Below are 22732 nucleotides of genomic sequence, written 5' to 3'. Positions count from 1 at the left end.
GCACCACTCCTGGCCGCGATAGCGACCGTCTGAGCCGGGTCAGCCGGCCGCCGCGCCGAGGCGCGCGGCGAGTTCGCGTAAGTGCGTGACGAGTTCCGGCGGTTCGTGCACCCGGAAGGGAAAGCCGAAGCCGGCGACGTAGATCGCCAATTCGTCCAGCGAGTCGGAACCCGTTCGCAGCACACAATTTTCCGCGTCCACCGCCTCGATCACGCCGACGGTCGGGGCGATCCGCTCGGCGGCCACTTCGGCGGCGACGCGCAGGGTGATGCGGGCCGCGTAGCGGTACGGCGCGGTCGACACGCCGCGGGAGAGATACCCGGGCAGGTCCGCGTCGGGCGCTGCGCGCGGGGTGAAGCGGGGACCGGTGGGGATGCGCGGCCGCAGGCGGTCGACGCGGTAGGTGCGCCAGTCCGCGCGGTCGACGTCCCAGCCGATCAGGTACCACCGCCTGCCCGTGTGGGCGAGGCGATGCGGTTCGGTGACGCGCAGCGAGGTGGCGCCGTCGTGGGCGCGATAGTCGAAGCGCAGGCGGTGGTGGTCGCGGATGGCCGCCGCGACAGCGGTCAGCACGTCCGGGTCGACGGTCGGGCCGCCCGCGGGCACCGTGACCGTGGCCGCCTGGAGCATCCCGACGCGGTGGCGCAGCCGTGCGGGCAGCACCTGCTCGAGCTTGGCCAGCGCGCGTAGCGAACTGTCCTCGATGCCCGCGATGGTGCCGCCCGCCGCGGTGCGCAGGCCGAGTGCCACCGCCACCGCCTCGTCATCGTCGAGGAGCAGTGGCGGCAGCTTCGCTCCCGCACCGAGCCGGTAACCCGCCACGCCCGGTGTCGCGTCCACCGGGTAGCCCAGCGCGCGCAGCTTGTCGATGTCCCGGCGGACGGTGCGCACGTCGACACCGAGTCGTTCAGCGAGTGCGGCGCCGGTCCAATCGCGCGGGGTCTGCAACAGCGACAGCAGACGAAGCAGGCGCGCCGAGGTTTCCAACATGGGAAAAGTCTGCCCGAAAGCTAGGGCGGAAGCTGTCCTAGGCAGGCCATACCGTCGATGACATGACCGACGAAATCACTCCGTTCCGCATCGAAATCCCGCAGCGGCAACTCGACGACCTGCGTACCCGTCTGGACGCGACCCGCTGGCCTGCCCCCCTGCCCGGGGACGACTGGGACACCGGTGTGCCGACCGCGTGGCTGCGCGAGCTGGTCGACCACTGGCGTACCGGATACGACTGGCGCGCGGCCGAAGCGCAACTCAACTCCTATCCGCAGTACACGACGGAGATCGACGGGCAGACCATCCACTTCCTGCACGTGCGCTCGCCCGAGTCCGGCGCGCTGCCGCTGCTGCTGACCCACGGATGGCCCGGCTCGGTGGCCGAATTCCTCGACGTCATCGTGCCTTTGAGCGATCCGAGGTCGCACGGTGGCGACCCGGCCGACGCGTTCCACCTCGTCATCCCGTCGCTGCCGGGATTCGGGTTCTCCGGCCCGGTCGCCGAGACGGGCTGGAGCATCACGCGGATCGCCGCGGCGTGGGCCGAGCTCATGCGCAGGCTGGGGTATGAGCGATACGGCGTGCAAGGCGGCGACATAGGAGCGGCGGTGAGCCCGGAGGTGGGCCGAACGGTGCCCGATCGGGTCGTTGGCGTGCACGTCAACGGCGCGCCGGGTCTTCCGCCGCTGCCGCGCGCGGAGGCGGAGCTGGCGAGCCTGACCGAACTGGAGCGCGATCGCGTCCGGCGGATGCAGGCGTTCATGCGGGAGGAGTACGGCTACGTCGCCATCCAGTCCACCCGCCCGCAGGCCTTGGCCTACGGACTGACCGATTCTCCGGTGGGGCAACTGGCCTGGATCATCGACAAGTTCCGGGAGTGGACGCATCCACGGGCCGTCGAGCCGGACAAGATCCTCGACCGGGACCGGCTGCTGACCAACGTGATGATCTACTGGCTCACCGGCACCGCGGGCTCCTCGGCCTATGTCGGCTACGCCCAGGACGCCCCGTGGGGCGAGCCGAAGCGCAACTCCGGCGTGCCGACGGCCGTGCTGGTCTTCGCCCACGACGTCGGCATTCGTCGCTACGCCGAGGAAGCCAACACCATCACGCGCTGGAACGACGTCGATCGCGGCGGCCACTTCGCCGCCATGGAGGAACCCGCGCTGCTCACCGCCGACATCCGCGAGTTCTTCCGCGACCTGCGCTGACGAGTCAACCGGTGAGCTCCTGCGCAGATAGCACACATAGTTCGCGACTCCTGCGCCATAACTCAACCCGTGAGCTCACCAGCCGAGCGCCAGGAATTGCGTTCCGCGGTGAACGCTTCCGCCTGCTTCGCGCGGAAAGCGTCGATGGATCGGGCGTTCTCGGCGAGGAACGCCCGATACTCCGCCAGGCGGAATTCGCCGTCCTCGGCTCGCACCCGCACGTCGCCCGCGGCGAAGTCGGCGCGCAGGTCGAGCAGTTCCTCCGCTTCGACGGGATACCAGCGGATCCGGTCGAAATACCGCAGTAGCCAGGGTGTTTCGACGCCCGCTGCGGCCCGGTCGGCGCCGGGAGGAACCGGGCCCGCACCGGCTCGGTGATTCCACACCTGCGTGGTGCGTCCGACGAACTGATATCCGCCCGGCCCTTCCATGCCGTAGATGCACAGATAGGCGCCGCCGATGCCGACCGCGTTCTCCGGTGTCCAGGTGCGGGCGGGGTTGTACTTGGTGGTGACCAGCCGGTGCCGGGGATCGGTGGGTGTGGCGACCGGCGCGCCGAGGTAGACGTCGCCGAGGCCGAGAACCAGGTACTCGGCTCCGAACACGGTGTCGTAGACGTCCGCGACGGAAGCCAAGCCGTTCATGCGGCGGATGAACTCGATGTTCCACGGGCACCACGGCGCATCGGCGCGCACACCGTGCATGTAGCGGGTGATCGCCTCGCGCGTGGACGGATCGTCCCAGGACAGCGGCAGATGAACGACCCGGCTGGGCACCACCAGCTGATCGGAGGCGGGCAACTGCGCCTCCGTCTCGGCGAGCAGGTCGAGCAGCGCGGTCACGGACAGCACGTGCGGGTCGACCCGGATCTGCAACGAACGGATGCCGGGGGTCAGCTCGGTCACGCCGCGCACTCCGGCGGCGAGCAGGTGCTGGTGCAGCGCGTGCACGCGGGCGCGCAGGCCCAGATCCAAGGTCATGGCACCGTATTCGACGAGTACGCCGTCGTCGCCGGCGCGACGGTAGGTCACCGCGGTCTCGTCGTCGGCTTCGCAACGGCGCAACACGCCGTCGTCGCCGTCGCCGCCCGACGAGAGCACCGTCGGCCACCCGGCCCGGCGCGCGAGCCCGAGTTCCCGGATCGAAGCCGCCCGGTCACCGCGGACCGGCACGAATCGCACGCGGTCGCCCGGCGAGAGCTGCCCGAGCTTCCAGCGGTCGGCCGCCACGACGGTGACCGGGCAGACGAAACCGCCGAGGCTGGGTCCGTCCGGACCGAGCAGAATGGGCGTGTCACCGGTGAAGTCCAGCGCGCCGACGGAATACGGGGTGTCGTGGATATTGGACGGGTGCAGTCCCGCCTCGCCGCCGTCGGTGCGGGCCCATTCCGGTTTCGGCCCGATCAACCGGACACCGGTGCGGTCGGAGTTGAAGTGCACCTCGTAGTCGGTGCCGACGACGGTCTCGAAGTCGGCGCGGGTGAAGAACTCGGGCGCACCGTGCGGGCCCTCGGTGACGGCGAGTTCCCAGCGCCGGGTCAGCACGGGTTGCTCGTCCATCGGCACGGCCGCCGTGACGCGGCCGTGGTGGGTGCCGAGCGCGAGCGACTCTCCGGCGCGCAACGCGGCGCCGGTGCCGCCGCCGAAGCGGCCGAGCGTGAAGGTGGCTGCGCTGCCGAGGTATTCGGGCACGTCGATACCGCCGGCGATCAGCACGTAACAGCGCATCCCCGGTCCGCGCACCGCGCCCACGTCCAGCACACCGCCCGCGGGCACCCGTACGGTCCGCCACTGCGGCACGGCGACGCCGTCCACGGTCACCTCCGCCGGAGCGCCGGTGACGCAGACCCAGCCCGGTGCGGTGAACCGCAGCGCGGGGCCGTCGAGGGTGCATTCCAGTCCGGCGGCGCCCTCGGCATTGCCGAGCGCGCGATTACCCAGACGGAAGGACAGATCGTCCATCGGCCCCGACGGCGGGACGCCGATGTGCCAATACCCGACCCGGCCCGGCCAGTCCTGCACGGTGGTGAGCATGCCGGGGCGAACGACCTCGATCCGGCCGGGTCGCGCGGACTCGTCCTGCGCGACCCGGGCCACCGGTAGCTCGGCGACGGTCATCGCGACACCACCATGCGCACCGGGGTCGGGTCGAAGCCGTTGCAGGGGTTGTTGATCTGCGGGCAGTTCGACACCAGCACCAGCGTGTCGATCTCGGCGCGCAACGTGACCCGTTTGCCCGGCGCGGACAATCCGTCCACGATGCCCAGCGTGCCGTCCGCCTCGACCGGAACGTTCATGAACCAGTTGATATTCGACACCAGGTCGCGTTTGCCCAGGCCCCAGCGCAAGGCCTCGGTGAGGAAGTTCTCCACGCAGGCGTGCTGGTGGCGGGTGTGGTGGCCGTAGCGCAGAGTGTTGGATTCCTGCGAGCACGCGCCCGCGATGGTGTCGTGGTTGCCGACCTCGTCGGCTACCACCGTCATCAGTGCCGTGCCCGTGTCGGTGCGCAGCACGCTGCCGGTGGTGAGGAAGATGTTGCGCTGGGCGGTGATCGTGGCCTGCGCGCTGTAGCGTTCGGAGTGATCGGCCGCCGAGTACAGCAGGCAGTCCACCGCCTGGTTGCCGTGCAGATCGATGATCTCCAGGTATTCGCCCGCCCGGACCACCGCCGACCAGGGCGAGCGGGCGGGGACGGTCTCGTCGAGCACGATGGCGCGTGCCGTGGTCATGCGGTTGCCTCCGAGGTCAGCGCGGCGGTCCAGGCTTGTTCGGTGTTCTCCAGTGCCCGTTGGTATTCCGGGTCCTCGTTGCCGGGTGCGACGAGGTCTTCCGGTGCGGCCCACGCGACGAGGTCGAGGTCGGTCGCGGGCCGGTCGTCCAGCGGATGCGCGGAGTTGGCGACCAGCACGGTGACCGGCAGGTGCACCAGCAGATCCACGGAGGAGCCGGGGGCGGCGCTGCCGGTCGAGACGAGCGCGCCATCCCGCGCGACACGCACGCCGCGGAAGAACGAGACCGTCGGCCCGATGTCCCGTGGTTCCAGGCCGTGTTTGGCGCCCGCGAGGCGCAGCGAGTGCCGGGCCTGGTCGGTGGGTCCGCAGAGCGTGTCGTGGTGGCCGGAGGTGTCGGCGAGTACGGTCGCCAGCACACGGCCCTGGTCCGACAGCAGCGGGTGACCGCCGCCCAGGTACGCCTGCCACGGCACCTTGACCGTGTCGGCGACGTTCAGGCGCTCCCACGGCGCTTCGGCGCGCACCAGCAGCAGGTGCGCGCAGGCCGCGCCGTGCGGGTCGGAGAGGCGGACGCGGGTGCCGCGTCCGAGCGCGATGTTCGCGTAACCGCCCGCCGGAATCCGCTGGGCGAAGGTGATCTTCGAGGCGGGGATGTCGGCGGGGAGCGCGGGATTCGCGATCGTCGCCGCCGCGGCCTGCGCCCGTGCGTGCGCTCGCGCGCCGGAGGTGTCCGCAGTGCTTGTCACGATGATTCCTTTCGGATGCCGAATGTGGGGAATGCGGCGGTGCCTGGCAGCGCACCGCCGCATCGAAGGCGCTCAGGCCGGTTGCGGTGCGGGCTCACCCGCGGTGACGCCGCGCGACCAGCCGACCACGAAGCGGTGCACCACGACGCCGACGGCGAGCACCAGCAGCACGAAAAGCGGTGCGGCCCAGAGCATCCACCAGCCGCCGCCGGCCGGGGCGTATACCTCCGCCCGTGGCCAGGCCAGGTTCACCACCATCGCGACGCCCCAGGCCACGGCGAGCGCGTTGACCGGAATGCCGAACCGGCCCAGGCCGAACAGCCGCGCGTCGGTGCCCGCGTCCGGCAGGCCGGTGAACCGGCGGATCAGCAGCGGCACCGTCACCAGCAGGTAGGCCAGGTACAGCGTGACGATGCAGACGCTGGCCAGCGTCGCGAAGATGGCGGCGTTGCCGAGATTCAGCACCAGCAGGCCGATGCCGAGCGCGCCGATCACGATCGCGGGCAGCACCGGCGTGCCGTAACGCGGGTGCACCGCGGCGAGCCTGCGGGCGAACGGCAGCTTCCCGTCTCGCGCCATGGAGAACATCAGCCGCGAGCCCGCGGTCTGGATAGCCAAGGTGCACACGGTGATCGCGACCGCCACGCACCCCAGCAGCACCTTGCCCGCCGGGCTGTCCAGCTTCGCGGTGAGCACGTAGGCCAGGCCGTCGGAGGCCAGCGCGCCATCGGACAGGCTCGGCGCGGCCATCAGTGCGCCGAGCAGCATCAGCCCGCCGCCCAGCGCCGAGACCGACAGCGCGGTGAGAATGGTGCGCGGCGCGACCCGGCGGGGGTTCTTGGTCTCCTCGGAAAGCTCACCCGCGGAGTCGAATCCGACCATGACGTAAGCCGCCATCAATCCCGACACCAGGAACGCGGCCCAGTAGGGACCCGGCGCGGCCTGGTCGGTCTCGAGTACCACGCCGGGCCCGCGCTCGGTGTGGGTGAAGAACAGCGCGATGATCGCCAGCACGCCGACGATCTCGACTGTGACGCCGATCGAGTTGATTCGCGCCATCAGGTCGATGCCGATCACGTTGATCAGCGTGGTGACCACCAGCAGGATGCTGCCCAGCAGCACGGCGTTGGTCGCGCCGGACGGCGAGGTGAGCGCGGTGTCGGTGCCGACGAGCTGGAATCCGGTCCAGATCGATGGCAGCACCACTTGCAGGGCGATCGCCGCCGCGGCGGCGGTGACGATCTGCGCGATGATCATCATCCAGCCCGCGAACCAGCCGACGAGTTCGCCGCCGAGTCGCCGGGACCACTGGTAGATGCAGCCCGAGATCGGGTAGCGCGCGGCCAGTTCGGCGAAGTTGAGCGCGACGAGGAACTGTCCGGCGAACACGATCGGCCAGGTCCAGAAGAAGGCGGCTCCGCCGAACGAATAGCCGAAGCCGAAGAACTGGAAGATCGTGGTCAGGATGGAGACGAACGAGAAGCCTGCCGCGAAGGAGGCGTAGCGGCCGAGCTTGCGGTGCAGCACGGGCTGATAGCCGAACCGGGCGAGGTCGGCGCTGTCACCGGTGAGATCGGGTGGCGGGGTCGGGGCGAGCGTGGTGGCCATGGGGTGGTCCTTCGGCGTGGCGGCCAATAACTATCAGACGACAGTTTTGCCGCCTCGATCGCGCTTTCGGTGACCTGCGTGTATCGCTTTCGAGACCTTGGGTAACTTCTGTGTTGCGGCTATTTCTATCAAATGACAGAAAACGCACCGCGTGCCGTCGGCCAACTGAGCGCTCGACCACCGCGCCGGAGCATCCCCACGCCGACCTGCCAGAATGAACCCGTGGCAAACCTCGGGCCCGGACGGCCGCGTCTCGAACAGCGACGCAGGCGCGGATCGACGCCGCGCGCCGAGATCCTCGACGCCGCAGGCGAACTGTTCACCACCAACGGGTACGCCAACACCTCCACCCGCGCGATCGCCGACGCCGTCGGCATCCGGCAAGCCTCGCTCTACCACCACTTCTCCGCCAAGGACGACATTCTCGACGCGCTGCTCGCCGAAACCGTCGCCGCCCCGATCGAACTGGCCGAACGCCTGCGCTCGGCGTCCGAACCGGTACCGGTCCGGCTGTACGCGCTGGCACTGTTCGATGTGCGGCAACTATGCGCGTCGCGCTGGAATCTCGGTGCGCTGTACCTGCTCCCGGAACTGCGCACCGAGCGCTTCGCCGCGTTCCGCCTGCGCCGCGACGAATTGCGCGGACATTACGAGGCTTTGGCCGCCCAGGTGCTCGCCGAGGTAGGCGCGGTGAGCGTGCCGGGTACGCAGTTGCTGCCGTTCCGGTTGGTGGAGACGGTGATCAGCATTCGCTCCGACGAAGGAGCCGCGCCCAGGTACGCCGAGCGCACGATCCCCGGGGCGGTACTGCGCACGCTCGGCTGGTCCGGAGATCTCGACCCGATCCGGGCCGAGGCGATCGTGCTGCTGGACCACCTGGCAATGCCCACCCCATGACACGGTACGGCTACCGATTGCGCTCGATCCCCCGGCTCCGATCCTGACTGTGCAAATAGCCCCGCACAACCGGCGGCGCATGACCCGGCGGCTCCCGCACCGCCGCCGACGGCGGTTCCGCTTGACCGAGCCCCAGAATCTTCACCACCTCCGGTGGTATTCCGCGCGCTTGCAGCCGCGCCAGATGTTCCGCGCGTTCCTTCTCCGCTGCCGCGCGTTCCTTCTCGGCTGCCGCACGTGCCTCGGCCGCCTCTCGGGCCGCCTGTTCCCCAGTGTCGGTGGCCGGTCGCTCCTGGTGCTGGTCGGGCGCTGGGAATTCCCGCGCGACCCGCTCGGCGGCCTCACGTGCAACCCGTGCACGCTCGGTTTCCGGCGCATGGGGTACTTGCCTGGCTCGTTCGGCTTGCTCCTGAACCTGCCTGGCGTGTTCGGCTCGCTGGGGAGCATCCGCCCGGCCACGAGTGGCGCCTTCCCGGAACCGCAGCATATTCCGGAACTTCTCCGCTCGTTCACGTGCCTTGTTCGCCAGCTCCGCGAGTTTCGACCTGTGCTCGCGCTGTTGCCTCTTCTGCTGCCGCGCTTTCTCGCCGACACCGGACAATTCGAGCTGCTGGCCTCGCTCCAATGCCAGCCCACGTGCCCAGATTTCGCGAGCGTCGGCCCGCGATATGACCTGGTGCGTGAACCGATCCCCGAAATCCCGAATCAATCCTCTGATGATTTCTTGGGCCTTACTCGAGATGAACTCGCCTTCGACGGATCGCAATATATGTTGATGCACCTCACGATTGGCGAGAAGCGCACGTATTACCTTGAGCTGAGTTTCGTCCTTATCTCCCTCGATTCTGCCGGATTTCTCTTCGATGGAGCTGACTTTTCCCCGATCGTCTTTGATCTTGTCGAATCGAGTTTTACCCACGCCTTCGACGCGATACAGCCTCGACTGCTGAACGTATCCGTTCTCACGGTCGCGAAAGAATCGGTCGGTGCCGTTTTCGAATATTCTGCCGCGGTCATGGTTCCTGACCTTGTCGCGGTCTCGGTCGTATCCATCCGGCATAGCTGGACACACCCCCCGGTGTGCGTAGTGTCCTGGTGAGAAGATATAGAGAACCGAGCATTCACGTGCGGTTCGCGGATTCCTCTTGCCGTTTCTCTTCGTGGTAGGACGCATATTCGCGCACCGCTGCGGCAATGTAGGAGAACATGCCGTCATGGTCTTCAGGGTCGTAGCCGATCATGCTGTCCACCAGCCGCCGCATCACGATTTCGTCTTCGTCGTAGGTGTCGCACTCCACTGCGGGATTCACGCGCGGGTAGAAGGAATGCTCTCGGCCGAACCATTCGCAATCGAACCATCGTGCGCCCGCGAACCTGATGAAACATTCACCGACGAAGCAGATGAAAGCGTCTACCATGTCGGCGTTCTCGGGGTCCATCGCGGTAGTCATATTCGGGAACAATTCCGCGACAATGGGGTTCAGACGCTGCACCTCCGCCGATCCTTCTGGCCACGGTTCCGAGGGAAAGCGGCTTATTCCTGCATGGTCCATGAACTTCTGGACCTGTGCCTTGCGGCGGTCCGGATCGACCCATTTACCCCATTCGGTCTGCTCGACGGGTACGCCGAGATCCATGGTCAACTGCTCGTCATTCCCCAACGCCCAGCTCCTTCTCGTCATGGCCCGAACAGGCCAGTGTCGCGCGTGCACCGGTCACCGGACAAGAACCTCATCGCTCCAAGTACAACTTCTCGTTCGGTAACCTAGGCCAGCCCTCGGCACTATCAGGGAGTATGTGCGCCGCGTCGACGTAGTGGCGTTTCCGGTGGTCTTCGATGAACGTCAACGCGGCAGTAAGGCAGGCCGTGAAGTCGAGCCGGACGCCGTGCAGGAACACCGACAGATGCACATCCGGATCGTTCGGCAGCGGAGAAGTCATGGCGCTTCTCCCGTCATCGCCTACCCGTATCGCCACACGCCCGGATGGCCTCGACCACAACCATTCCGGACGGGCGGTACCTGTCCCGGGGTGTCTCTATCCAATGCCTGACAGCGCCGGACTCAACTGTGGGTGACGGCAGTGCCACAGTGCCGCCCTCCCGGACAATCGACACGTCGAGCCGGAACATCTCCGCGAAAAGCTCGGTGTCGTCTGGAAAATCGGGCCGCACAATGTAGGTCCACCTGTTCGAGCGAGGATGCGCCACAATCGGCCCTATGGCATCCCGGCGGCGCTGCATGACTTGCCTGACGGCTCGCCCTAACGGAGCGGGCATGGTCAACGCTCCGACGTACGACGCGCGCATGATGATGCGCCCCAGCTCGGGTGGGTCGATTACAGCGGGCAAATCACACATGCGCCGGTAGAAGTGGCAGCGAGACCGGGGTGTGTCCCCGAAAGGTATGGTTTCCATCCGTTTCAGATCTCTTGGACAGGCTGGGCGCTGTGGATCTGCTCGGATTGCCACTCATGTAGGGCGTTCAGAAACCGCTCGAGAACATCGGCAGGAACATCGACCAACGGCGTGGCAGATCGACCGAGTAACGGGTTCCGATGTGGGAGCGCATTATTCGCCATGCGCACAGGATGTTGTGAAGGGTCGACGTTCGGTGCGCGACTTCTTCGGTTCGCGAAACCCGCGCGAAAGCGCACCAAGTCTTCCGCTGAGCGAGCTACCCTCCTTCCGTTGCGAAATGAAGCTGCATCGCAGAGCGGAAGGGGGTCGCAAGGGGTGAACGAAGAAGATGACGTGCCGGAGGACGCCGAAACCAGTTTGCCGCGTCGACAGTTGGGTCGTTTGCTTCGAGAGGCACGGACGGCGGCGGGTCTGAGCCTGGAAGTGGCAGCGCGGACACTCGGCTGGGGTAACGCAACCATCAGCAGACTGGAGAACGGCCGCAACAAGAAGGTCAGGGTGACCGACCTCGACGCTCTGGGTGCGCTGTACGGGGTCGACGAGGAAGACCTTGTGGAGTGGAAGGAACTCGCGGGACAAGCCCCGGTCCGCTCCTGGCTGCGAACGTACAGTGACGTACTGGAGCCGAAGTTCAACACTTACGTCGTGCTGGAGTCTGCCGCAAGTGAATTGGCCATATTTCAGCCGCTCATCATCCCCGGACTGCTCCAGACTCGCGCCTACGCTGAGGCCATGAACCGCGCCAGGCAGCCTCGAGTTTCGGAGGCGGACTTGGAACGGTTGGCAGCAGTTCGGGCTCGGCGTCAGCATCTACTCACTCGGCCACGGAACCCGTGCAGACTCACAGCCGTAATACACGAGAACGCCCTGCGGACGATCGTCGGCAACCGGCAGGTGATGGCTGATCAGTGCCGACACGCGGCGGACATGAGCACGCTCGACAACATCGAGGTCCGCATACTCAGGCAAGAAGTTGGCTTGCCAACTGGCAGGCTCGTCACCCCCTTCATTGTGATGACCTTTCCGAAGGACTCACAGGGCAAACCAGTTGAACCGTCTGTCATCTACGCGGAGAGCTACACGGGGGATGCGTATCTCGAGAAGCGTGAGGACGTCCAGCGCTGTAGGCACACGTTCCTTACGCTGGCCGAAGCGACTATGGATGCCCGCTCGAGCCGCACCCTGTTGAGAGAGATAGCAAGGAGTTACGACAGTGAACGTTGAACTCGACCTAGCGGGAGCGAAGTGGTTCAAGTCACGCCACAGTTCGGGGGGCAGCGGCGAATGTGTCGAGGTCGCACACCTCAGCGGAGGCATGGTTGGCGTTCGTGACTCCAAAAATCCGACCGGCCCGGCGCTGATCTTCACCCCAGGCGAGTGGGACACGTTTACCGCCGTCGTTGTCGATGGCGAGTTCGAGCGCTCATAGACGAAACGGAAGCCCCGCCCCTTCGCTGAGACGCAGCCCGTCGAATGACTATCTGCCGCAACTACTGCAATGGCGGCCTGCCCAGAAGACTCGTGTCTGGAGCAAAGCTACGCCGCCCGGACATATACGCGCTTGTGAGGGGCCGGGCCAGCTCCGATTGAACGGCCTACCTGGTGGCAGACTCGAGCGCGTTGTGAGAGCCCGATCATGGAAGGCGGCGTCGTGCGGGTAGCGATAGCGGGTGGTGGTACCGGAGGGCACGTTTTCCCTGCGCTCTCTGTTGCGCGAGAACTGCGCGCCGGTGCAGATCAGGTGCAGGTGCGGTGGTTCGGGCAGGCGGACTCGCTCGAACAGCGGACCGCGGCTGCCGACGATATCGATTTCACCGGGGTGGCAGTGGGAAAACTGCGCCGGGACCGCAACCCGCTACGGATGTTGACCCGCGCCAATGCCGTCGACATGGCGCGGGTACCGGTCGGTGTGGCGCAGGCGGTGCGCCGGTTGCGCGCGTTCGCTCCGGATGTCGTACTGACCACGGGCGGCTATGTGGCCGTGCCGGTCGGTATGGCTGCTGGCGTTCTGCGGGTTCCGTTGGTAGTGCATGAGCAGACGGTTGGGCTGGGCCTGGCGAACCGGGTGTTGGCGCGGGCCGCGACCGCGGTGGCGGTGACCTCTGAAGCGACTGTCGCGGTGTTGCCGCCGCGGGTGGCCGTACGCGCGGTGGTCACCGGCAACCCGGTCCGTGAGGCGGTACTCGCTGGCAGTGGTCCTGCGGCGTTGGACCGGTTCGGGCGCGGGTTCGACCGGGGGCTGCCGACCGTGCTGGTCACCGGCGGTGCGCAGGGCGCCCACCAGATCAATACCGCTGTCGTCGGGGTGCTGAAGTCGCTGTTGGGTCAGACCAACGTGATTCACCAGGCCGGCGCTGCGGACCTTGCAGCGTTGCGGCAGACGGCGGCCGCGTTGCCTGGCGAGCTGGCCGGTCGGTACTACGTCACCGACTTCATCGACGGTGCGGGGATGGCGGATGCGTTGGCGTTGGCTGAGGTGGTGGTGTGCCGTGCTGGCGCAGGCACGATCGCCGAGTTGACCGCGTTGGGTAAACCCGCGGTGCTGATCCCACTGGCGTCGTCGGCCGGTGGCGAGCAGGTGCGGGCGGCGCGGCTACTCGCCGAGGCCGGGGCCGCGATCACGGTGTCGGGCGCGGTTACCGGGGAGCGTGTCGGCGCGGCCGTCGGCGGGCTGCTGACTGATCCGGACGCCCGCGCCCGGCTGGGCAAGGCCGCGCGGGAGTTGGGGCGCCCGGATGCGGGACAGCGCCTAGCTGGGTTGGTGCGCGCCGTCGCCATAGGCGAGCCGGTCAGGTAGCTGCGGGTTACGGCGCGCCAGCCAGTGCCGTCACGACGGTGGTGACGTCGGTGTCGGTCATGGCGAGGTGAAACGGCAACGACAGCAACTCCGCCGCGGAGTGCTCGGTGGCAGGCAGACGGCGGTGCCAGCGCTCGAAGGCAGGCTGGGTGTGGTTGGGCGGGTAGTGCACACCGACCCCGATGCCGGCCGCCTTCATCCGCGCGAACACCTGGTCACGGTCACGCACTCGCACGACCAGGTTGAAGGGCACCGTGTGGTCTATATCGACGTCGACGAGACGCACCTCCTCGAGGTCGGCGAGCGCGCGAGCGTAGCTGCGCCATAGGGCCATTCGCCGATCGATGACGTGGTCGAAGTGAGCCAGTTGAACTCGGCCGACCGCGGCGTGCACGGCGGACAGGTGATACGGCAGACCGAATCCGTTGACGCGGTAGTCGGTGGTGCGAATGCGGGTCAGCTGTGTGGCGCGGATGCCGAGTGTCCGCATGGTACGCAGCCGTTCGGCTTCGCGGCGGTCGCGGGCCACCACCGCGCCGCCCTCGATCGAGGTGATGTTCTTGATCGGGCCGAACGAGAAGCAGGTGAGCTGGCCGGTCGCACCGACCCGGCGCCCATCATGGTGTCGGGAGCCGAAGGCGTGGGCAGCGTCTTCGACCACGGCTATTCCCCGTTCGGCCAGCCGGAGTTCGGTCAGGTCGACAGCGCGGCCGCCGTAGAACACCGGGAGCACCGCGCGGGTGTTGACGGTGATCGCGGCCTCGACGGTTTCGGGGGTGACGCATTGGGTGGCGGGGTCGATGTCGGCGAAGCGCGGCACTCCGCCGGCGGCGCGGATGGCGTGAATGGTGGCGCAGAACGTTTGGGAGGGGACCACGACTTCGTCGCCGCGCCATATCCCGACTGCCATCAACGCCATGTGCAGGGCTGCGGTGCCGCGATGGGTCGTGACGACGTCGGCGACGCCGAGGAACGCGGCCAGTTCCTGCTCGAAGAGTTCGGTTTCGGTGTTGTGCCCGTACTGGCCGGCCTCCAGCGCGGCGGCGAGGGCAGCAGTTTCCGGGCCGTGCAGGTACGGGGCGGCGTTGCGGGCGACGGCCGGAGAGTCAGTCGGCGTGAGCATCACGGTCTCCTGTGGTGGTGACAACGGCGAGGGTGTCGACGTATTTGGTGAGCCTCACCCCGGGGCGGTAGGTGAGTCGGTCGTAGTCGATCGGCCCACCGAGCAGGGCAGCAAGGTATTGGCCCGTCAGGTCGGCGCCGGCGGCTTCGGAGGCCAGAAACGCACCGGCGGGCCGTGCGTTGACCTCGGTGATCTGCGGGCCGGTATCGGTAGCGAAACCCTGCACGCAACACCACCCGCGGATTCCGACCGCGACTAGGGTGGCGCGCACGAGGGCATTGATGTCGGGGTCGGTGAAGGTGCTGGTCACGATCGACAGCCCGCCTTTGGTCAGCAGCCGCCACCGCAGGATGACACCAGCTCGGCCGTCGTCGCCGACGAGACAGTCCGCGGTGAATTCGGTGCCGATGATCCGGGTTTGCACGATCGGGTCCTCGATCAGCAGGCAGGCCGCGCGCGCTCGGTCACGGCCCTGACAAGCCAGGACGCCACGTGATCCCTGGCCCCGACGGGGTTTGACGACGAACGCCCCACCGGAGGGCGCGTCTTCGAGCTGTTCGGGCAGCCACGTTGCCGGGTGTGCGACGCCGACCGCCGCGAGTGCCTCGGCGAAGGTGGCTTTGTCCCGGCAGGCGGTGACTGCCGAACTCGGTGGCAGCCAGGTCCGCGTGCCCAGCGCGTACATTCCGGCGGTCATCTCGATAAGCGCAGGCAGCTCAGCTTCGATGGTGGGGGCAACCGCGTCGACGGCCTCGGTGTCGCACAGCTTCATCAATGCCGGCCCGTAGTGGGGGTCCTCGACATGCGGGCCCAGCCGCGGTTCGATCCCGTCCAGTAGGAACCCGTTGGCCAGCGGGTCAGCGTCGACGCCGATGACCGTCGCGCCGAGCTGACGCAGGCGCCGCGCCACGTCGAAACCGGGCTGGCCGCCGACACCGGTGACCAGGACCCGTGCCTCGCTCACCGCTGGACACCGGCGCCGGTGCGGGCGGCCAGCATCGGCGCCCACAGGTCGGCATTGGCGCGATACCAAGCGATGGTCTCGGCTAGCCCGTCTTCGATGCTGAGCCGGGGCCGGTATCCCAGCCGCGCGATCTTGTCCCAGGTCATCGCGTAGCGGCGGTCGTTGCAGCGGCGATCGGGTACCCGGATGACGCGATCCCAGTCCGCGCCCATCGCGGCCAAGATCAGCCCGGTGAGGGCTTCGTTGGTCAAATCGGTTCCACCACCCAGGTTGTAGACCTGCCCCGGAGTGCCGTGGCGGCGCACGAGCTCCAGGCCCGCGCAGTTGTCGGCGACATGCAGCCAGTTCCGCACATGCTGTCCGTCGCCGTGCAGCACGATCTTGGTTCCGTGCAACAACGAGGTGATGTGGGCAGGGATGATCTTTTCCGGGTGCTGATGCGGGCCGTAGTTGTTCGACGAGCGAGTCACACACACCGGCACGCCGTGAGTCCGGTAGTAGGACAACGCGATCAGGTCCGCAGCGGCCTTGCTCGCCGCGTACGGCACGGTCGGCGCCAGCGGGGCATCCTCGCTCGCGGCACCTTCAAGTGCGGGCCCGTACACCTCATCGGTGGACACATGCACCACCTTGGTGATCCGATGTCGGAGGGCGGCATCGATAACCGTCTGCGTGCCTGCCACATTCGTGGCGATGAACCGTGCGGCCTGAGCGAAGGAGTGATCGACGTGCGACTCCGCGGCCAGGTGGACGATTTCGTCGTGTGAAGCCGCCAACTCGTCCACGAGGGCGGAGTCACCGATATCGCCGGTAACCAGACGCAGCCGCGGCGAGAGCATCGCGGCGCCGAGGTTCTCCGCGTGCCCGGCGTAAGTGAGTGCGTCGAGCACAGTGACCTGCTCGACGTCATCGTGGCCGAGTAGATGCCGGACGTAGTGCGAGCCGATGAAACCCGCGCCCCCGGTCACCAGGACTCTGCTCATGTTGTGCCTCCCCGAATCGTATTGGCCGCGAACCACCCCAGGGCAATCAACGGGTCAAGCCGGAGGCGGGTCGCTGGGTGTGCAATTTCCCCATGGATGCAGGGTGTTTCGTCAGAGTGGGCGCATACTCACGGGGTACTCACGCACATGCACACCCCGCGCGAACAGGAGCACGACAGTGACCCCGGCCGAAACCTCGCCCGACAATGCCGTGACGCAGGTCAATGCCTTCGCGCTCGAGTTGCGCCGCTGGCGCGATGTCCGTGGCCTGTCACGCCGGGCGCTGGCCGCCAAACTCGGCTACAGCCGCCCGTATGTGTCCAAGATCGAATCCGGCACCGAGAAGCCATCCCGAGAGTTCGCCGCCTGCGCCGAGTCGGCCCTTCAAGCCGGTGGGGCACTGCGCGCCGCGTTCGAGGAGTTCCGCGCCTACCGCTCCGCCGTCACCCGTCCGGCCGCTGTCGATCTCAGCGACGCTGCCGGGTCACTGGTGGTTGATCACGACGATGCGAGCTTGTCCTTCGACGGGCACACCTACCGGCTGCGCCAACGGCGGCGCCTGATCAACGGCGGCTCCGAACCGATCACCCGCTATCTGATCCGGATCTCGGTCGACCGCCACCCCGGCGACCCCGAGCGATCCAACCAGCTCTATCAGGAACACCCACTGACCTGGGACGAGATCGACTTGCATGCCTGGCACGGCGAACACCGCGCCGAGCCCATGGCCTGGACCGCGCACCATGACCGCGATGCGTTCAAGGAAGTTTGGCTGATGTTCAGCGAACTCGATGGTGGCCGCCACTTTCCGCTCTACCCCGGCCATGCCTGCTGGATCGAGTACGAGTACACCGTCTCAGAGGCTCACTGGGGCAACTGGTTTCAGCGCGCGGTCCGCCTACCTACCAATCGCCTGTCGGTGCGGTTGGACTTCCCCGCCGCGCTCGAGCCCTCGGTCTGGGGGCTCCAGACCTCGATGGCGGCCGAAGGTCAGCCGTTCCGCACACCCATTTCCCATCAGGTGGACCAGGAACGCCACATCTATGCCTGGTCCACCGATGATCCGCCGCTGCATGCGCGCTACCGCCTCGAATGGGACTTCCGCGGACGCAGCGACGACGAACGCACCCCACCGAGCAAGGTCATGGCTGGCCTGGGCATCGCGCAGGAAGGTGACGAGATTCTGCGCCAGGTCGCGCGCCCGTTCGATCTGCCGGCCGAAGCCGAAGACGCGCGCCGCGTCGTGGCCGAACTTAATTCAGCCGCGGAACGTGTAGCCCAGGCTCACGTATTCGGCAAGGGAATGGGCATCGCCGCGCCCCAGATCGGCATCAGCCGTGCCGCAGCGATCGTGCGAACCCCCATGGGAGACGTCATCACCCTGTTCAATCCACGCATCGTCGAAACCAGCGGGGAAGACGAGCAATACGAAGGATGCTTGAGTTTCTTCGACCTGCGCGGGCGGGTACCGCGCCCGTTGACCATCCACGTGGAGCACACCAATATCGACGGCGACACCCGGATCACCGTGTTCGATCGCGGCGTTGCGCGCCTGGTCGCTCACGAGGTCGACCACTTGTACGGACGGCTCTACCTCGACCACATGAAGCCGGGTTCCGAGCCCATCTCCGTTGAGAAGTACCGAGGCACCGGCACGAACTGGACCTACTGATGCCGACGCCTCCCACCACGAACTGAACCTGGTCTTCACCGTCCCTGTGACCCCGGGGGCGGCGGGAACGTATTCGGCTCCTGGTGGGGGCGTGAAGGGTCGGTGCCGCCGAGGATATTGGACGTCCCAGATCTATCGACAGGCCGCCAACCTCAGTGCGTCGGCGGCGCGATCTGCCAATGCTCCTGCAACGCCCCCGCGATCTGCGGCAACACGGTCACCGGAATCCGCTTGCGCCGCAGTATCGCCCGTATCTCCGTCACCTGGTCGCGTTTGCGCAGGTCGTACGCTCCCGCGACCGGGCGGACCACCGGGGGAATGGACAACAGCACCAGTTCGCCGTGGGGTTCGTCGCCGCCGATGAGGTCCAGCGCCAGCGACCATCGGGCGCGCTCGTCCAGGGTGAAGCGCCCGGCCACCACGCGGTCCCACGAGATGCGGGAGATCGTCCACGGCTTGCGCCGGTAGATGGCGTGATCGGTGAGCACGACGGCGTCCCGGGTGAACAGGGCGACCAGCACCGCGATACCGACGACCGCTCCGGCCAGCAGGCCGGTGAACACCCGGTTCACCCCGAACGCGGCGACGAACGAACCGCAGATCGTGACGGTGGCAAGGATGCCGAGCACGCTGTAGAACACGGCGCGCTGCGTCGGAACGACACCCGCCCGCACCGTTGTCATCTCACCTACCTGTTCATGGCGCATATCCGGCCACCGTACCGTCTCGCGCTCCGGCCGCGCACCTGGCCGTTCCCAGATGTGACCGGCGCTCAGAGGGTCAGCGGGACCGCGGCCTCGGCCGTGTACACCAGGAACGTCAGGCTCTGCTGGAAGTACAGCTGCACCGACGTGCTGTCGTGCGTCAGGTAGCCGATGGACAGGTCCTGGCCGATGCGCAGATCGAAGTCGCCGCCGCGCGTGGTGAGCACGATCGCGCCGTCGATGGCGGGCGCCCAGATGATCTCCCCTTCCGGGATGAGGCGCTCGATATGCGTGCGGATCATGTGGCCGTGGTCGGAGGTCTCGCTGACCGCGGTGTACAGATCGGCGCTGAGCAGCACCGAGTACGGTCCGTCGACACCGGCAAGCCGCAGCGCGGTCAACGCCTGCGCGATCGACTCGGGGACCAGACGGGTGTCGCTGGGCAGCGTGATCGGATCGTTGGACGAGCTGGCGCGGATGCCGGTGATGTGCGCGGCCGTATAGCCCTCGAAGATCGCCCGGTCCTCGGCGAACGCCATCTTCTTCGCGGCGTCCTTCACCGGGTCCAGGTCGGCGTCCTGCGCGCCGCGCTCCACGTTGTCGAGTTCCTCGCGGGAGAGCGTGAACGGCACCCGCAGTTCGACCAGCGGCGCGACCACCCGCTGACGGGCGAACACCCCGGCGTCCGGCGAATCGATCGCCGTGGTGTGCCCGGTGCCCACCGCCGAGTAGTCGACGCCGTGCGGGCCGGACAGGTCGACGACGCGTCGGCCCGCGATGTGCCGCTTGAACGTGCGCGTCGCCTCCTCCTCGATGGCCGCCCACGCCTCGGAGGTGATCGGCGCTAGTTCGCGATGGAGGTTGTTCATGACCGGATGCTCCTTTTCAACGAGCCGATACCGAGGGCGCCGTCGCCCGCGGGCGCGGCGATGCCGGGCGGATCTGCGGGACCAGCGCCGTCGGTGTCCACGGACACCGCGGATTCCGCCGCCTCCCACGGCGCAGGCGGCAGATCGTCGAGGAAATCGACGGTGGGTGCGAAGAACGAGGTGCCGGTGTGGGCGACGGAGAAATCCAGGATGCGGTCGTAAGCGGCCTCGTCGGTGCCGAGGAACATCCGGGTGAGCATGCGTTCGGTGACGCTCGGCGTGGCCGCGTAGGCGATGTAGTAGGTGCCGAACACGCCCTCGCGCACGCTGCCGAAGGGCATGTTGCCGCGCAGGATTTGGCGTTCGGTGCCGTCCGGATCGATCAGCGTGTTGACCTCGACGTGCGAGTCGGCCGGCTTGATCTCGTCGGGGAGTTCGAAGTCGTCCAGTTTGGTGCGGCCGATGACGCGCTCTTGCTCTTCCACCGACAGCGCGCGCCAGTCCGCCAGCGGGTGCGTGTACTTCTGCACGATCACGTAGCTGCCGCCGGTGAAGTCCGGGTCCTCCTCGCCCACCAGCGCCGCCGCGTAGGCCGCGCGACCCTCCGGATTCTCCGTGCCGTCCACGAAACCGAGCAGATCGCGCTGCTCGAAGTAACGGAAGCCGACCGTCTCGTCCACGATCGTTCCCGCACCGGCCAGCCGATCGCCGATCGCCATGGCCAGCTCGAAACAGGCGTCCTGCACCTCGGACTTGATGTGGAACAGCAGGTCGCCCGGCGTCGCGGGCGCGGTGTGGCGTGCGCCGACGTAACCGGGGAACGGATGCAGCTCAGCCGGTTTCGGGCCGGCGAACAGGCGGTCCCATGCGTCGGAGCCGATCGAGGTGACGCAGGTGAGGTTCGCGCCCGGCAGGCGGAAGCCCACCGAGCGGCGCAGGCCGGTGATATCGGCGAGCAGGTCGCGGACCGTCGCTTCGCCACCCTCGTCGATCGTGGCGACCAAGAAGATCGCGGACGGTGTGAGCGGTTCGAGGATCGGCTGCGGCTCACCCATGATCGACACCCTAATGCCCGACCGGTCCGGCCGGGCTACGGACCCGCATCGTGGTGGCTACATCGCCACCGTCAGCAGGAACGCGACGTCGTCGATCGCCTTGACGCTGTGGCGCGCCTTGGGTATCACGATCAGGTCGCCCTCGGAGCCTTTCCATTCGTTGGCGCCGCTGAGCAGCACCAGGGTGCCGCTGAGCACCTGCAACGTGGCTTCGCCGGTGTTGTCGTGTTCGGCCAGGCTGTGCCCGGCCGTCAGGCCGACCACCGTTTGCCGCAGCGTATGCGTGTGGCCGCCATAGATTGTCTGTGAACTGCGCCCGCTCGTGGCGAGGGCGGCCAGCTTCAGTTGCTGGCGCGCTACCGCAGTCAGCGATTTCTTTTCCATGGACCGCCTTTCGCAGAGCACCACAGCCGGTGCCGGGCTGGTGGCAACGGCTCGAGGCGGGCGACCGGACGCGGGTCCGGCCGCCCGCATATCGAGGAGTATGCCCGAGTCCGTCGCGGCGCGGGCCGGGTTCGACCGTCCCCGCCCGTGGGGGCGGCGTTCGCGGAGCCTCTTGGCGTGGCGCGCTAGGCGGGCCGCCGGGTGTAGTGCCGGATGCGGTAGCGCAGGCCGGTGGCCGAGGTGCGCCACGGCTCCGGGTCGTCGGGCCGCCACTGCGGTCCGATCGACGGCGCGAAGGCGTCGCCCTCGACCGCGGTATCGATCTCGGTGACGCGCAGGTCGGTCGCGAACTCGAGTGCGGCGCGGTAGATCTCGCCGCCACCGGCCACCCAGACCGCGTCCGGGGCGCACTTGGCCAGCGCCTCCGGCACCGATGACGCCCGCTCGGCGCCTTCGGCCGACCAGTCCGGCTGTCTGGTCACCACGATATTGCGCCGCCCGGCCAGCGGCCGGAACCGCGGCGGCAGCGAATCCCAGGTCCGTCGGCCCATCACCACGGGATGTCCCCAGGTGACGTCCTTGAAGTGCGCCATGTCCTCCGGCAGCCGCCAGGGGATGGTGTTGCCGGACCCGATCACCCCGTCCAGGGTCTGCGCCCAGATCAGCCCGACCGTCCGCTCGCTCACACCGCCACCGGGGCCTTGATGGCCGGATGGTGCCGGTAGTCGATCACCTCGACGTCCTCGTAGCGGTAGTCGAACAGCGTCGGCGCGGGATGCAGCCGCAGCGTGGGGAACGGGTAGGGGTCGCGGGCGAGTTGCTCGGCGACCTGGTCCAGGTGGTTGTCGTAGATGTGGCAGTCCCCGCCGGTCCAGATGAAGTCACCGGGCGCCAGCTCGGTCTGCTGGGCGACCATGTGGGTGAGCAGGGCGTAGCTGGCGATGTTGAACGGCACGCCGAGGAACAGGTCGGCGCTGCGCTGGTAGAGCTGGCAGGACAGCTTCCCGTCGGCCACGTGGAACTGGAAGAACGCGTGGCAGGGCGCCAGCGCCATCTTGTCCAGGTCGGCGACGTTCCACGCCGAGACGATGATGCGCCGGGAGTCGGGGTTGGTGCGCAGCGTGTGCAGCACCTGGGAGATCTGGTCGATGTGCGTTCCGTCCGGCGCGGGCCACGATCGCCATTGCACGCCGTAGACCGGGCCGAGTTCGCCGTGGGCGTCGGCCCATTCGTCCCAGATGGAGACGCCGTGCTCGCGCAGCCAGCCGATGTTGGAGTCGCCGCGCAGGAACCACAGCAACTCGTAGACGATCGACTTGAGGTGGACCTTCTTCGTGGTGATCAGCGGGAAGCCCGCCGCGAGGTCGTAGCGCAACTGGTGGCCGAAGACGCTGCGCGTTCCGGTGCCGGTGCGGTCGGCTTTCTTCGTGCCGGACGTCAGCACCAGTCGCAACAGGTCCTCGTACTGGGTGTCGGGAGCCGATGCCGGATCGAGCGCGTCATGAGCCACGTCTGGCAACTCTAGTCTTCGTGCTCGCACACTCGGCGAGCCGATCGGGCGCGTCCCTGGCCACGC

The 22732-nt window shown here is 67.7% G+C and carries 23 protein-coding genes; 7 read left to right on the top strand and 16 right to left on the bottom strand.

Annotated elements, in window-relative coordinates; genetic code table 11:
• Nucleotides 1–39 precede the first annotated feature (39 nt).
• Nucleotides 40–990 (bottom strand): helix-turn-helix transcriptional regulator, encoded by a 951-nt coding sequence (locus tag ACIHAX_RS18285; protein ID WP_397278615.1) that lies wholly within the window; start codon nt 988–990, stop codon nt 40–42.
• Nucleotides 991–1052: 62 nt separating this feature from the next.
• Between ACIHAX_RS18285 and ACIHAX_RS18280 the strand changes: the two genes are divergently transcribed.
• A complete protein-coding gene (locus tag ACIHAX_RS18280) occupies nt 1053–2204 on the top strand; it encodes an epoxide hydrolase family protein (protein WP_364428636.1) in 1152 nt (383 codons plus the stop codon).
• Nucleotides 2205–2266: 62 nt separating this feature from the next.
• Here ACIHAX_RS18280 and ACIHAX_RS18275 read toward each other — a convergent pair whose 3' ends face one another.
• The 4 genes from ACIHAX_RS18275 to ACIHAX_RS18260 form a co-directional block, all read right to left on the bottom strand.
• Nucleotides 2267–4321: a 5-oxoprolinase/urea amidolyase family protein gene (locus ACIHAX_RS18275; protein WP_397278613.1), complete on the bottom strand. Its 2055-nt coding sequence runs from the start codon at nt 4319–4321 to the stop codon at nt 2267–2269.
• Complete coding sequence (locus ACIHAX_RS18270) at nt 4318–4932, bottom strand: urea amidolyase associated protein UAAP2 (protein ID WP_356963787.1); 615 nt, start codon at nt 4930–4932, stop codon at nt 4318–4320. The genes ACIHAX_RS18275 and ACIHAX_RS18270 overlap by 4 nt, the downstream gene beginning before the upstream one ends.
• Nucleotides 4929–5681: a DUF1989 domain-containing protein gene (locus ACIHAX_RS18265; RefSeq protein WP_397278611.1), complete on the bottom strand. Its 753-nt coding sequence runs from the start codon at nt 5679–5681 to the stop codon at nt 4929–4931. The genes ACIHAX_RS18270 and ACIHAX_RS18265 overlap by 4 nt, the downstream gene beginning before the upstream one ends.
• Before the next feature lie 72 nt (nt 5682–5753).
• Nucleotides 5754–7289 (bottom strand): amino acid permease, encoded by a 1536-nt coding sequence (locus ACIHAX_RS18260; RefSeq protein ID WP_397278609.1) that lies wholly within the window; start codon nt 7287–7289, stop codon nt 5754–5756.
• A gap of 222 nt (nt 7290–7511) precedes the next feature.
• On the opposite strand from ACIHAX_RS18260, the gene ACIHAX_RS18255 reads away from it, so the two are divergent.
• Together ACIHAX_RS18255 and ACIHAX_RS18250 are read left to right on the top strand one after the other, a co-directional pair.
• Entirely contained in the window at nt 7512–8186 is a 675-nt protein-coding gene (locus tag ACIHAX_RS18255; RefSeq protein ID WP_397278607.1) for a TetR/AcrR family transcriptional regulator, read from the top strand.
• 121 nt (nt 8187–8307) lie between these two features.
• A complete protein-coding gene (locus ACIHAX_RS18250) occupies nt 8308–9285 on the top strand; it encodes a hypothetical protein (RefSeq protein ID WP_397278605.1) in 978 nt (325 codons plus the stop codon).
• 22 nt (nt 9286–9307) lie between these two features.
• On the opposite strand, the gene ACIHAX_RS18245 is transcribed toward ACIHAX_RS18250, so the two are convergent.
• Together ACIHAX_RS18245 and ACIHAX_RS18240 are read right to left on the bottom strand one after the other, a co-directional pair.
• The gene (locus tag ACIHAX_RS18245; RefSeq protein WP_397278603.1) at nt 9308–9847 is read right to left on the bottom strand and encodes a hypothetical protein; all 540 of its coding nucleotides are present in this window, start codon (nt 9845–9847) and stop codon (nt 9308–9310) included.
• Nucleotides 9848–9917: 70 nt separating this feature from the next.
• Nucleotides 9918–10127 carry a hypothetical protein gene (locus ACIHAX_RS18240; RefSeq protein WP_355074723.1) on the bottom strand — a complete coding sequence of 70 codons (210 nt, stop codon included), beginning with the start codon at nt 10125–10127 and terminating at the stop codon, nt 9918–9920.
• 793 nt (nt 10128–10920) lie between these two features.
• Here ACIHAX_RS18240 and ACIHAX_RS18235 point away from each other — a divergent pair.
• The 3 genes from ACIHAX_RS18235 (at nt 10921) to ACIHAX_RS18225 (ending at nt 13402) form a co-directional block, all read left to right on the top strand.
• Nucleotides 10921–11829 (top strand): helix-turn-helix domain-containing protein, encoded by a 909-nt coding sequence (locus ACIHAX_RS18235; RefSeq protein WP_397278601.1) that lies wholly within the window; start codon nt 10921–10923, stop codon nt 11827–11829.
• Nucleotides 11819–12034, top strand: coding sequence for a DUF397 domain-containing protein (locus ACIHAX_RS18230; RefSeq protein ID WP_397278599.1), 216 nt, complete (start codon nt 11819–11821; stop codon nt 12032–12034). Before ACIHAX_RS18235 ends, ACIHAX_RS18230 begins: the two co-directional genes overlap by 11 nt.
• A gap of 207 nt (nt 12035–12241) precedes the next feature.
• Nucleotides 12242–13402: a UDP-N-acetylglucosamine--N-acetylmuramyl-(pentapeptide) pyrophosphoryl-undecaprenol N-acetylglucosamine transferase gene (locus tag ACIHAX_RS18225; protein ID WP_397278597.1), complete on the top strand. Its 1161-nt coding sequence runs from the start codon at nt 12242–12244 to the stop codon at nt 13400–13402.
• 7 nt (nt 13403–13409) lie between these two features.
• Here ACIHAX_RS18225 and ACIHAX_RS18220 read toward each other — a convergent pair whose 3' ends face one another.
• The 3 genes from ACIHAX_RS18220 to ACIHAX_RS18210 are packed head-to-tail and all read right to left on the bottom strand — an operon-like array spanning nt 13410 to nt 16472.
• Entirely contained in the window at nt 13410–14525 is a 1116-nt protein-coding gene (locus tag ACIHAX_RS18220) for a DegT/DnrJ/EryC1/StrS family aminotransferase (RefSeq protein ID WP_364428671.1), read from the bottom strand.
• Complete coding sequence (locus ACIHAX_RS18215) at nt 14509–15489, bottom strand: ATP-grasp domain-containing protein (protein WP_397278595.1); 981 nt, start codon at nt 15487–15489, stop codon at nt 14509–14511. Before ACIHAX_RS18215 ends, ACIHAX_RS18220 begins: the two co-directional genes overlap by 17 nt.
• The gene (locus ACIHAX_RS18210) at nt 15486–16472 is read right to left on the bottom strand and encodes a dTDP-glucose 4,6-dehydratase (protein ID WP_364428677.1); all 987 of its coding nucleotides are present in this window, start codon (nt 16470–16472) and stop codon (nt 15486–15488) included. The genes ACIHAX_RS18215 and ACIHAX_RS18210 overlap by 4 nt, the downstream gene beginning before the upstream one ends.
• A gap of 178 nt (nt 16473–16650) precedes the next feature.
• Between ACIHAX_RS18210 and ACIHAX_RS18205 the strand changes: the two genes are divergently transcribed.
• A complete protein-coding gene (locus tag ACIHAX_RS18205) occupies nt 16651–18144 on the top strand; it encodes a peptide deformylase (RefSeq protein ID WP_364428680.1) in 1494 nt (497 codons plus the stop codon).
• A 152-nt stretch (nt 18145–18296) separates the two neighbouring features.
• Here ACIHAX_RS18205 and ACIHAX_RS18200 read toward each other — a convergent pair whose 3' ends face one another.
• From ACIHAX_RS18200 to ACIHAX_RS18175, 6 genes are all read right to left on the bottom strand, one after another.
• Nucleotides 18297–18827, bottom strand: coding sequence for a hypothetical protein (locus ACIHAX_RS18200; RefSeq protein WP_355074717.1), 531 nt, complete (start codon nt 18825–18827; stop codon nt 18297–18299).
• Nucleotides 18828–18916: 89 nt separating this feature from the next.
• Nucleotides 18917–19717 carry a family 1 encapsulin nanocompartment shell protein gene (locus tag ACIHAX_RS18195; RefSeq protein ID WP_397278592.1) on the bottom strand — a complete coding sequence of 267 codons (801 nt, stop codon included), beginning with the start codon at nt 19715–19717 and terminating at the stop codon, nt 18917–18919.
• Nucleotides 19714–20772 carry a Dyp-type peroxidase gene (locus ACIHAX_RS18190; RefSeq protein WP_364428689.1) on the bottom strand — a complete coding sequence of 353 codons (1059 nt, stop codon included), beginning with the start codon at nt 20770–20772 and terminating at the stop codon, nt 19714–19716. The genes ACIHAX_RS18195 and ACIHAX_RS18190 overlap by 4 nt, the downstream gene beginning before the upstream one ends.
• A 57-nt stretch (nt 20773–20829) precedes the next feature.
• Nucleotides 20830–21156, bottom strand: a complete 327-nt coding sequence (locus ACIHAX_RS18185) for a cupin domain-containing protein (protein ID WP_355074712.1) — start codon at nt 21154–21156, stop codon at nt 20830–20832.
• Nucleotides 21157–21341: 185 nt separating this feature from the next.
• Complete coding sequence (locus tag ACIHAX_RS18180) at nt 21342–21842, bottom strand: dihydrofolate reductase (protein ID WP_355074710.1); 501 nt, start codon at nt 21840–21842, stop codon at nt 21342–21344.
• Nucleotides 21839–22666 carry a thymidylate synthase gene (locus ACIHAX_RS18175; protein ID WP_364428694.1) on the bottom strand — a complete coding sequence of 276 codons (828 nt, stop codon included), beginning with the start codon at nt 22664–22666 and terminating at the stop codon, nt 21839–21841. The genes ACIHAX_RS18180 and ACIHAX_RS18175 overlap by 4 nt, the downstream gene beginning before the upstream one ends.
• Nucleotides 22667–22732: the final 66 nt, after the last annotated feature.

The sequence above is a fragment of the Nocardia sp. NPDC051929 genome, assembly GCF_044548645.1.
Classification (GTDB): domain Bacteria; phylum Actinomycetota; class Actinomycetes; order Mycobacteriales; family Mycobacteriaceae; genus Nocardia; species Nocardia sichangensis.
The sequence above is the reverse complement of the archived record's forward strand: the minus strand, read 5'-3'. Positions and strand labels throughout refer to the sequence as shown.